Raw genomic sequence first — 11169 nt, forward strand, 5'->3', positions numbered from 1 at the left:
TCCCTACTCCCTACTCCCTACTCCCTACTCCCTACTCCCTACTCCCTACTCCCTGCTCCCTGCTCCCTAAAAACCTTACCCAACTCAAAACCCTATCGTGGATAAACAAACCATTGATTCAATTCAAAACCTCCGCTACCAAGCTGCATCGTTGCTAGTTTATCAATCAGTCTTGAGTGAAGGGGTAGGTTTAGCTTTTTTGAAACTATTAGAAGCTATGGTGAACAGGGATGTGGATGACATCAGTTGTTTAAAAGCTTATGGTGACTGGTTTCAAGGGTTAGCTAGCCAAAACCAAAGTTGGCAAGATTATCTGTTTAGAAAAATCCTTAGGGCTGATAATTCCTTTACCAGGCAAGTGCAAGGTTTTGAATTAAAAACATTACCGCCAGCATTGGTAGACGCGGCTCGTCATGACTTACAAGCTTTACAAAATATCTATAAGTGCAGCAGTAAACAACTTTGTAACTGGGTCAAAAGAGCATCTGTTTTACCGGTTGAACTGGTGCCTTGGAATTGTGAGTCAAGTCAATCAAGGTCGGGAGCTGACCAGAGTGATAAACGTAGTCGATGCCAAGAGGAGCTGCAAGCTAAACTAAACAATTTAGACAATTGGGCTGATGGCTTGGAAGCGATCGCGGCATACTATCGAGAGTTTGGGACTGGACTTTTTGCTGACTATCAAGGATTTCGTTGGCAATCGGGTCAGTTGTTTGGTATTGCCAATCCAGATCCGATTAGGCTCAGTGAGCTGGTGGGCTATGAATCGGCGCGGAAGCAATTGCTCAAGAATACAGAATTTCTGCTGAAAGGCTACCGAGCCCTGAATGTATTACTTTACGGTAGTCGCGGTTCAGGTAAGTCTTCTTTGGTCAAGGCGTTGTTAAATGAATACGGTGAGCGCGGATTGCGAATTATTGAAGTCCCGAAATCAGAGATGATCGATTTACCGGTGATTACGGAGCAATTGCGAGACCAGCCTCAAAAATTTATTATCTTTATCGATGATTTATCCTTTGAAGAGGATAATGATTCCTACAAAGCTTTAAAGGTAATCTTGGAAGGGAATTTAACAGCACGACCTGACAATGTTGTGGTTTACGCCACCTCTAATCGACGACACTTGATTCGAGAATTCTTTGAAGACCGTCCCCGTCCTAGCAATGAAGAGGTCCATGGTTGGGATACGGTTCACGAGAAACTTTCCTTTAGCGATCGCTTTGGCTTAACCTTAACCTTTGAGAAAGCTGACCAGAAAACCTACTTGAAGATTGTCCAACATCTAGCTACCCTAGCCCAAATCCCCCTTGAGCCTAGTGAAATCAGACCTCGTGCTTTACAGTGGGCAATCCGAGCCAATGGTTTCTCTGGTAGAACAGCACGACAGTTTATTGATTTTTTACAAGCAGAGGAATGCTAATTTTCCATGGGAAAAGCCCCTGGTCGCACGCTGATTAATTTGGTCTTACCGTTACGAAGCACTTCCACCTCTAACTGGGCACCCACCTCTGAGGCTTCGACACCCTGCTGAACCTCAGTGGCATTTTTAACGGGTTTCGACCCAACGGTTTTAATGATATCTCCTGTTTTGAAACCAGCTCTCTGGGCGGGGGAACCTGGCACCACCCGGACGATTAAAACCCCATCATCTTGGTTGACTTTCAGGTCAAAGTCTTGGTCTTGATTAATTTTTTCTCTCAACTCTGGGGTCAAGGTCACCATCTGAATGCCTAGGTAAGGATGCTCAACTTTACCTTTAGAAAATAGTTGATTAGCAATCCGTTCCGCAGTTTCCACGGGGATAGCAAACCCTAAGCCTTGGGCATTGGCTCGAATAGCGGTGTTAATCCCAACCACTTCACCAGTGGCATTCAACAACGGACCACCAGAATTACCAGGGTTAATGGCGGCATCCGTTTGGATAAAGCTGACCCGTTTTTCAGGAACCCCGACTTGGGAACTGGAGCGCCCTAAAGCACTGATGATACCGACGGTTACAGTATTATCTAAACCGAGGGGATTACCAATAGCGATCGCCCATTCTCCTGGGGTCAAATTCTCTGCTTTACCCAAGTTGACTGTGGGCAAGTCCGTTGCTTCAATTTTGACTACCGCTACATCGGTGACTGGGTCAGTGCCCACCACTTGACCGTCAAAGCTGCGACCGTCTTTTAGGGTGACTTTAACTTCCTCTGTGCCTTCTACAACATGGGCATTGGTAATTAAGCGTCCATCGGAGCTGAGGATAAACCCTGAGCCGGTGCCCTGCTCGATGCGCGGTTGTGGCATGGGCAGGTCATCCCCAAAAAAGCGCCTAAAGAAGGGATTGTGGAACGGTTGTGGGAGATCCCGTGATACTTGACGGGCTGCATCGATTCTCACCACTGCCGGACCTACTTTTTCTACCGCTTTAGCAATGAAATTGAGGTTTCTCTGGGGTGTAACACTTGATCGTTGTGGCGTGAATGGTTGTAATACTGCTGGAACGATTTGTGGGCGTCTGATTACCTCTTGCTCTGCCATGAGATAGCGACTACCCAAAACCCCTGCACCTCCGCCCAAGCCCAGCAATGTCAGATAAACGGTCAGCTGCTTTAGGGATAAACTCATGGTTCTCGTAATTTCACTAATTGCTTTTGGGGTCTATATACTTACACTTTACTGAAAAATGAGAAGTGTTGACGGAAGAATATTGTGTAGTTAGGTGAAATAGCGGGTGGGGAGTTCTGATAAGGGTAGGTTTTTTGACAAAGACCTCAGGTGTGGGGTGTAGGGTGTGGGGTGTGGGGTGTGGTAATAATATAGGGTAATATTATATTATAGCGCTTTTGATAGGAATTTGGGAAAGAGGGCTATTGTTTCGTTGTTGGGTTGAGAATGCGATCGCTTTTAGCGGCTCCAAAGGAGCATCGCGTAGCGTGACCTTCGGTCAATCGCTTCGTGTAAATGACAATTTATTTTGATCATTGGTCAGTGATCAGTTTTGTGAATAGATCGCACAAAATCGCTAATTTATTCCGAAAATACCTCAAAAATCCAGGATTATTATGGGGGTTACGCCCAATTTCCCTATTATCACGGATGGTTACAGTATCAGGATGATTTAACCCTAACTTCCGTTGTGCAATCTCCAATGCCTTGACATAGAGAGGTTCTGCCTGCTCGTACCGCCCCTGATAATGGTAGAGTAATGCCAGGTTGTTGAGACTTTGGGCTACATCGGGATGGTTCTTACCCAGCAGCTTCTTTGTGATCTCCAATGCCTGCAGATGGAGGAGTTCTGCCTGATGGTAGCTCCCCTGTGGATCGTAGAGTATTGCCAGATTCTTGAAACTTTGAACTATATCGGGATGGCTCTCACGCAGCAGTTGCTTTGTCATCTCCAATGCCTGTACCAAGAGGGGTTCTGCTTCATGGTAGCGCCTCTGATCCAAATAGAATGTTGCCAGGTTGTTGAGACTTTGGGCTACATCGGGATGGTTCTCACCCAGCCGATGCTTTATCATCTCTAATTCCTCCACCAAGAGGGGTTCTGCGAGATCGTAGCGCCCCTGAGCTTTGTAGAGTCCTGCCAGGTGGTTGAGACTGGTGGCCACATGGGGATGGTCTTTACCCAGCAACTGCTTTGTCATCTCCAATGCCTGAACCAAGAGGGGTTCTGCGAGATCGTAGCGCCCCTGAGCTTTGTAGAGTAATGCCAGGTTGTTGAGGGTGGTAGCGACATGGGGATGGTCATCACCCAGTAGCTGCTTTCTCATCTCCAATGCCTGGACAAAGAGGGATTCTGCCTCATGGTAGCGTACCATTGAACTGTAGAGTGTTCCCAGGTTGTTGAGACTGGCAGCTACCTCAGGATGATCCTTACCAAACAGCTGGTTTCTCATCTCCAATGCCTGAACCAAAAGAGATTCTGCCTCAGGGTCCCTTCCCTGATCATGATAGAGTTGTCCCAGGTGGTTGAGGGTGGTAGCCACATGGGGATGGTTCTGACCCCAACACTGCTTTATCATCTCCAATGCCCGGACAAAGAGGGGTTCTGCCTCATCATACCGCCCCTGCTCATGGTGTAATAATCCTAGGTTGTGGATAATGATGGATAGCTTGGGATTCTTCTTACTCAGCCGCAACTCCATCTCCAAAGCCTGGCGCAAGAGGTGTTCTGCCTGATCATACCTCCCCTGAGATTGGTAGAGTAAGGCCTGGTTGTTGAGAATGGTAGGTACATAGAGATAGTAGAGATATTCCTGCCCCAAGAGCTTTCTAGTTATCTCTAAAGAGTCCAGATACCAAAGTTCAGCCTGGTCATAGGTACCTTGATCTTGATAGCATCTTTCTAAGCCCATAAAGAGCCCTCTTAAATCTTCATGCCTCAGCAAGTTAGTTAGGACTGTAGCAGCTTCGGCTAAATGAAGGATCAAGGAGGTATATTTGAATTTAGTAAAATAATAATGAACGCGAGGACTAAAATAAGGAATTTTTTTGGCCATAGCAACTATTGCTTCACAAAAGCTTCGCTTGTAGCGATCGGCCTCTGGTAACTGAGCCAACTTGGTCTGGAAAAATTCTCGAATTAATTGATGGAGGCGATAGGTTTTCTGTTCGGTCAGTTTTAAAAGATTACGATTGACTAGAAAGCGATTACGTAACTCCTCCAATTCTTCTTGTGCTTGTTCCCATTCCTCTTCATCGTCAGTTTCAAGAACACAAGACTCTACCAGGAACCAATCAAAAGGAGCTTGAGCAAACAGACTAAGACGACATCCCAACTGTTGGGCTTCTAGTGGCAATTCCTGCCAGGATAATTCAAATGCTGCTGCTACTCCCAACTGGGCTGTCATCTCCCCTTGTTCTGTTGGATATAGTAACCCCTTAGCTGCTAATTTCTTTTTCTCTAAACGTTTCTGAACTTTAGCGATAGTTAAATTCTGATCTAGATCTAGATATCGTCCTACTAACTCCAAACCCAAAGGCAAATAACCCAACCATTCACATAGGGCTTCTGCTTCGTTTAGTTCCTTGTCAATGCGCTCTTTACCAACAAGGCTACGGAATAATTCCAATGCTGCCTCTGGGGATAATACATCCAAGTCAATTCGTCGGTAAGAAGCCCCTGGACGCTGACGACTGGTGATCAGTACTTTGAAACGGGATTGGGCTGGAGGCAGGTAGGGTTCAATTATCTGTTTATAGTCATTGCAGAAAGAAGGGACATCATCCAGCACGATCAATGCTGTTCCTTCTGGCCAATGCCCCCAGCAGTATCTTACCTGCTCGTTTAAATCTAGTCCATCTGGAATCCTTAATCCTAATTCGGTACGCCCAAAACTGACAATTTGAGTCCCGAGATCTACACCGCGCACTGGAAACCAGCACAACCCACCAGGGTATTTATCCTGATATCTAAGTCCATATTGTAGAGCTAATTCGGTTTTGCCCACACCGCCCATTCCGGCAATGGCACAAATTGCTAGTTTATCGTTGTTTTGAAGTTCCCGATGGAGCTGCTCAAGTTGATCTTGTCTCCCCACAAAGTAAGGAGTGCCACGATTAGTAATGTTACTGAGGGGATTTAATTTTTTTTTTCCTCTTCCAATCTGGATATCGAACTTTGCCAGAATTTCAAAGGCAAAGGCACTGGCATTTCGTGCAGCTATTTCTTGGGAGCCATTAGCATCTGCTTGACTCTTGCTATCGATTAAATCAGAAATGCCACGAATAATCAGTGCCGATACCTGTTGATTAGCATGAGTAGCTTTAAGGAAACCCCTGCCTTCCATTTCCACTGCTACTGCATCACCATAGTTCTTTCGCAGGAATTCAAAAGTACTGGACTTCTTTGAAGCAACTACTTTTTCCCCAGCTGCGATCGGTGCGACTAAGACATTAGGGGATTCAACAGATGTCAGCTTTTTTAACCAATCTGGTTTTCTGGCTTCCGCTTTAGCTCGGTTAATCAGGTCATAGGATGATTGTCCTACATCAGGTCTAGGTTCAAAGTCTAGTTTGGTTTTGCCCGATTCATAACCATATACTTTGGTAGCAGCGACCACATCACCTAGTTTGACGTCTTTAATCCCTCCAGCCACTCCCACAAACAAAACAACATCAGGCTGGAAGTGAGCGATCGCTCTTTCTGCTTCCATTGCTGCTCCGGCATTTCCTGGACCAATCTCAACAATTCCTACTTCCCAGGACTTACCATTAGCTGAAAACTGTCCTAGTTCATAAACTGTGCCTTGTTCATGTGTCTCTTCTTGAAGATTGCTCAAATGAGCCTTAATAGCATCGTATTCAGCAGGAATAGCGGTTAATATAACTGCTCGGTTCATAAATCTTTGCTAGTTAAAAGATCGATTCACTTTTAGTTAGCTATATAGTATTATTTGTAGATGCTTAAAATTATATCTTTGTTTAGTATAACCAAAAAAACAGGGAGTAGAGAGTAGGCAGCAGGGAAAAGCGGATCTGGGAACAGGTAATGAAACTTATCACAATTAATTTACGATTAGTAGATTTTTTTTTGATATATTTACAATTTTTTCGATTTTACGTTTCCGGATATCTTGATAAAAATACTCATAAAAAAACGCGATTATCTGAAAGAGACGCTACGCGAACGCTAACATTTTTTTTGTGAATTTTACTTTGGCTGTTTGACCCGGTGGTGCGTTACGGGGCGGACTATACTAAGGCTGGCGCTTGAGCCAAAAATTAGGGCAAGTCCGCCCCTAACACACCCTACGCAACCGTTCCCAATTCTCAATTCTTAATTCTCAATTCTTAATTCTTAATTCCGTACAATTTCTTTCAATACCCCCTCAGAAAATAATTTCTAAAACCCCTTGACAATAAATATTATAATCGTTATGATTATAGTATAAACTTCAAGCAAAGGTTTTAACGATGACTGAAGAGTTTATCCCAAACGAAAACAACAATCCTGAAGAGATTACTCCCGCTAATACTCCTCAGGAACCTTCTCCAAAAAAATACCCAGTTAAGCACATTTTGAAAGGATCACGTAAGGCCATATTTAAGACCATGCATACCCTATATGCGCTGCGTTACGCGGAAATCTCGGAGTGGAGCCCCCTTCAGCCCACTGGGATCCCAGGGGAATTCATCACCATGATGACCAAGTACCTGATTATCGATTAAACTAACTTAGGGGGGGTAACCCCCCTGGCCGAAACATTAGGTCTCATGACATGGGATTGTGTTTAGGTTTGGTTTAAAAATTTTAGTCATCATCAAAACCTCTAGCCGTGGAAAAGATTTCTGCGGCTATTTTTTTGGGAAGTTTAAGGTTAGGATGTTGTTCGCGTAGCGTGGCCTTTTGGCCAAGGTTTAAGGTTAGGATGTTGTTCGCGTAGCGTGGCCTTTTGGCCAAGGTTTAAGATTAGGATGTTGTTCGCGTAGCGTGGCCTTTTGGCCAAGGTTTAAGATTAGGATGTTGTTCGCGTAGCGTGGCCTTTTGGCCAAGGTTATTAAGGTTTAATTTTGTTCGCCCTTGGTCTTTCAGTAGGGTATAGTAATCAGTTTAGGAATTGTGAGAATTGTTGATGCCATTTCCCTACTCCCTACTCCCTACTCCCTACTCCCTACTCCCTGTTCCCTGTTCCCTGTTCCCTATTCCCTTGACTCGATAAGCTTTCGCGGAAGCTCTCAGCCAAATGAATGCTCCGGTAGCGAAGGGAATTAGTAAAAAGAGGGTACCAAATGTCAAGGGATGTTCTCTGACATATTCGCTGTAAACCATCAGTCCTATTGCTGAGCCACAATATATTAACCCACATAGGGGAATAGCAATCACTAGTAAAGCAAATTTAGTGTCTTTATCCATGGTAGTTTGACTAGGTTTTATCTTTTTATTTAAGCAATCACCTGTCAGCATTAGGCTGAATGCTTACCTTTTTATAACACTTCTGAATTGGGTAAGGAACTTTTGTGTTGCCTTGTAGGGAGTAGTGACTAAGGCCGTGGGCCACGCGGGGCGCGTTCGGAGCAGGGAAGGGGAAACAATTGAGAACTGCTATAGATAGCGATAAATCGTAAAAAAAACGGTAGTCAAATGACTACCGTTCTATTGATTGCTCCGATACTTTTTAGCTACCAAAATCTACAAAACGAAGAGCTTGGCTCACGCTTTGCAAGCTGCCAAAGCAGCCAGGGGGTATCTCCCAAGGCTAAACCCAGACGAAGCCCGGCTTAGCGCATAAATGAAACTCCACTCTGGACAATTAACGTAACTACCAAAACCTTGGTTATCGGCTTTAATTTAAGTTACAAAGTATCTTTAATGGAATTAAATCTATGCTTAAAGTCTAACTCATCTTTGTAGATATTGCAATGTTTTTGTAGAAAATAACCAACAGCAGCTAGCCTTTGAAAAGGTTAAAAATGTATCCGCGACTGTTTGTTTGTGAAAATCTTACTTAGAAAACGTCAACTTTCCAAGGCTTGATACTTTCACAACACCCTCGCCATTGATATAGGAACGCACGCCCGCCATCTTGATCTTGTTGCCGTCTAGGTAGGCACCTGCCCATGCATCACGAATAGCATAAGGGAAACCAGAAGGCCGTTTTACTACGGTGAAACCTATGGAAAAAGGAGGGGTATCGTAAGACCGACCCTTCTCCTTATTAGTGACCCAAGAGAAATTCCCGATATTACCACTTTTGCTAAATGATCCTACAGGACTGCAATTTGTAGTATAAACAGCGGTGATTTGACCAATCTTTGAATTTGTCTCGGTAATCTCGATTTTGAACTTGTTGTTTTCAGAAACGTAGGTTCCGAGTTCAGGTAGTTTGCTGGCAAAAGCTACTCCACCGCTAAAAAGTATGATCACGGCCAAAGCAAAACTCAAACAAACTGTGTAAATACGATTCATTTTTTGTTTTTTCCTTTGAAATACTAAACATTCATTGGTAACCGTTTTTTAGATATTTGGTTACTATCTCTGTACTTGGGAGCAGGTCAAAGGTAAGCATATGCTTACAGCTTTAGTACAAATGCTCTGCATAAGTGTTATGCATCAGTCACATGCTCCCTCAGTACTTTACTATAATGTTGCTCGTTTCTGGAACGGATCAGTTTCGATTTTCCCCAACACATCGATAAAGCTTATAACTATATTGACCAGCCCACTTTCGAGAGCGCTTTTCTCGAAAACATTGCTGAGAGTCTAGGTCAACTTTGGTACGGAAATTGACTAACCATAAATCTAGTGGTCGTGGCAATTCCTTTAATTGTTGTTGCAATTGTTGGACAGCATCTTCATAACTGGAACTATTCCGGTCACGACCTACTAAGAAAAATTGGGGAAAATCCCTGGAATTGCCATTAGAACCATTAGCAACAGCCATACCTTTCAATCCCCAAGCTAATCCCATCATGCGCCCGGTCTGTCCATGGTGTTTGTAGGTGGTTGCGATCGCAACCGGCGCTTCACTTGCTTCCTTAACAATAGACACGAGTAGATCCGGGCGCTCGTTTTGAAGATAACCAAGATTCGAGACTGTCACTAATCCACCCAACAACCCAATCAACCAGACCGCTACAACTATCCTTTTTCCAAAGTAAGACTTATAGCTGTTTTCATCCCGATCAGGTATATCGGATTTTCTTCCACTTTCCTGTGTTCCCCTCCTGGGAGGGGTTAGGGGTGGGTTCCTGCTCCCTGCTCCCTGCTCCCTGTTCCCTACTCCCTCTTCTTTCCCCCCCTTATTAAGGGGGGTTAGGGGGGATCCCAGCTCTGTCTGCCTCTGATTAAGACTTCCGTACTCTTTCCCCCCCTTATTAAGGGGGGTTAGGGGGGATCCCTTGAAAACTGCGGAATGATCAGTTTTATTCCAACAACCACCTAAGCTTGCTGCCACCAACAGGATTACTGCTGGAAAGTAGACGAAGTGAAAACGAGGGGCTGTGCTTAAATCTATACCGAAACCCCAGGTCAAGACTAAACATAACCCAATTGCTGCTAAGACATACTCCCTTAGGATTGTGATAGCGAAACGGTTATGGTGATCGAGTTGCTGCAATTTCAGTCCATAGCGGAGACGGGATACTATCCAAACCACTAGGATTAACGTAACTATACCGGAAACAATCACTATTCCTAGGGATAGGTCATAGAAAGAAGAGGGTAGCAGTAACACCATACTGAACAGCCATAGTAGGAATCGTCCTATGGGTTCAATCCATCGTGCGATCGCATTTTGGCTATAAATCCATTGGGTAGGGGGACTATCATGAATAGCTTGTAAGGCCGGTATCCACACTAAACATCCGGCTAAGGAACCCATAGCTACTCCATAAATCCGCCACCAGTAAGGTTTGATCAAAGCTAGTCGGTCTTGCTGAGTTTGTCGCCAAGCTTGTCCGAATAATGCGATCGCTTCCGCACCTAACGTCAAGATAAAGAAATAATGGGTAGCAATCCCCAGACTATTCACTCCCACCCACCCTAACCCTAGCCAACTGGGCAACCGTTCACCACGGTGGATTAACTCTACCGCTTTCACCAAGCAACCCAGAGATGCCATCACCAGCAAAATAGCAAGAGTATAATGACGAGCCTGTTGAGCTAGGAAAATCCCGAAAGGGGAAACAGCCATCATTGCTGCTGCTATGTGACCTACCAATAGTGAGCGAAAGGCCAGCCGACCTAGGCAAAAGATAGCAGGAATCGAGATTACTCCCAATAAAGCAGAAAGCGATCGCACTGCCCAAATGGAAACTATACCATCCTCTAATCGGAATAGTTTCAGCCACAGATGGGTCAGAGCAAAATAAACTGGGGGATGGGTACTTTCCGTTAATAAATAATGAATAACATCACTAATGCCAGCATCAGCAGACGGTTGTAGTGGGCTTAATAGAGTTTCTACTCCCATAAACTGATTCAGAGGTAACGAGTAAAAACTGTTGCCCAAGCTAAATACTGTTGTCGCACATTCATCAGTCCAAGGAGGTAAAACCCCTAGACCAGCAAAGCGCAGCAAAGTCCCAATCGTAATCCACAGCAGTAGTAATAAAAAAGTTTGGGATTTTTTTAAGTACATAATTGGTTTTAAGGGAGCAGGGAACAGGGAGCAGGGAATAGGGAACAGGCAATAGGCAATAGGCAATAGGCAATAGGCAATAGGCAATAGGCAATAGGCA

The 11169-nt window shown here is 44.5% G+C and carries 8 protein-coding genes; 3 read left to right on the top strand and 5 right to left on the bottom strand.

The window, feature by feature from the left end; translation table 11 throughout:
- The first annotated feature begins 97 nt into the window (after nt 1-97).
- Complete coding sequence (locus tag AC4II3_RS27575; protein WP_488015222.1) at nt 98-1420, top strand: ATP-binding protein; 1323 nt, start codon at nt 98-100, stop codon at nt 1418-1420.
- On the opposite strand, the gene AC4II3_RS27580 is transcribed toward AC4II3_RS27575, so the two are convergent.
- Both AC4II3_RS27580 and AC4II3_RS27585 read right to left on the bottom strand, forming a co-directional pair.
- Complete coding sequence (locus AC4II3_RS27580) at nt 1417-2610, bottom strand: HhoA/HhoB/HtrA family serine endopeptidase (RefSeq protein WP_488015220.1); 1194 nt, start codon at nt 2608-2610, stop codon at nt 1417-1419. The two genes, AC4II3_RS27575 and AC4II3_RS27580, sit on opposite strands and share 4 nt — an antisense overlap.
- Nucleotides 2611-2963: 353 nt before the next feature.
- Nucleotides 2964-6329 carry a tetratricopeptide repeat protein gene (locus AC4II3_RS27585; protein WP_488015218.1) on the bottom strand — a complete coding sequence of 1122 codons (3366 nt, stop codon included), beginning with the start codon at nt 6327-6329 and terminating at the stop codon, nt 2964-2966.
- A 574-nt stretch (nt 6330-6903) separates the two neighbouring features.
- Between AC4II3_RS27585 and AC4II3_RS27590 the strand changes: the two genes are divergently transcribed.
- Nucleotides 6904-7158: a hypothetical protein gene (locus tag AC4II3_RS27590; RefSeq protein WP_070391754.1), complete on the top strand. Its 255-nt coding sequence runs from the start codon at nt 6904-6906 to the stop codon at nt 7156-7158.
- A gap of 82 nt (nt 7159-7240) precedes the next feature.
- Here AC4II3_RS27590 and AC4II3_RS27595 read toward each other — a convergent pair whose 3' ends face one another.
- Nucleotides 7241-7390 (bottom strand): hypothetical protein, encoded by a 150-nt coding sequence (locus AC4II3_RS27595; RefSeq protein ID WP_488015216.1) that lies wholly within the window; start codon nt 7388-7390, stop codon nt 7241-7243.
- Between the two features lie 159 nt (nt 7391-7549).
- Here AC4II3_RS27595 and AC4II3_RS27600 point away from each other — a divergent pair, with 159 nt between their 5' ends.
- Nucleotides 7550-7702 carry a hypothetical protein gene (locus tag AC4II3_RS27600; RefSeq protein ID WP_488015214.1) on the top strand — a complete coding sequence of 51 codons (153 nt, stop codon included), beginning with the start codon at nt 7550-7552 and terminating at the stop codon, nt 7700-7702.
- Nucleotides 7703-8431: 729 nt separating this feature from the next.
- On the opposite strand, the gene AC4II3_RS27605 is transcribed toward AC4II3_RS27600, so the two are convergent.
- Nucleotides 8432-8896, bottom strand: coding sequence for a hypothetical protein (locus AC4II3_RS27605; protein WP_488017118.1), 465 nt, complete (start codon nt 8894-8896; stop codon nt 8432-8434).
- Nucleotides 8897-9095: 199 nt separating this feature from the next.
- Nucleotides 9096-11169, bottom strand: a 2074-nt coding sequence (locus AC4II3_RS27610) for a glycosyltransferase family 39 protein (RefSeq protein WP_490722965.1), incomplete at its 5' end; no start/stop codon positions are given.

Source organism: Moorena sp. (assembly GCF_982860115.1).

Bases quoted from the DNA above. Each gene is read 5' to 3' on its own strand.
- AC4II3_RS27605 (WP_488017118.1), bottom strand. From the start codon at position 8,896: ATGAATCGTATTTACACAGTTTGTTTGAGTTTTGCTTTGGCCGTGATC.
- AC4II3_RS27585 (WP_488015218.1), bottom strand. From the start codon at position 6,329: ATGAACCGAGCAGTTATATTAACCGCTATTCCTGCTGAATACGATGCT.
- AC4II3_RS27590 (WP_070391754.1), top strand. From the start codon at position 6,904: ATGACTGAAGAGTTTATCCCAAACGAAAACAACAATCCTGAAGAGATT.
- AC4II3_RS27580 (WP_488015220.1), bottom strand. From the start codon at position 2,610: ATGAGTTTATCCCTAAAGCAGCTGACCGTTTATCTGACATTGCTGGGC.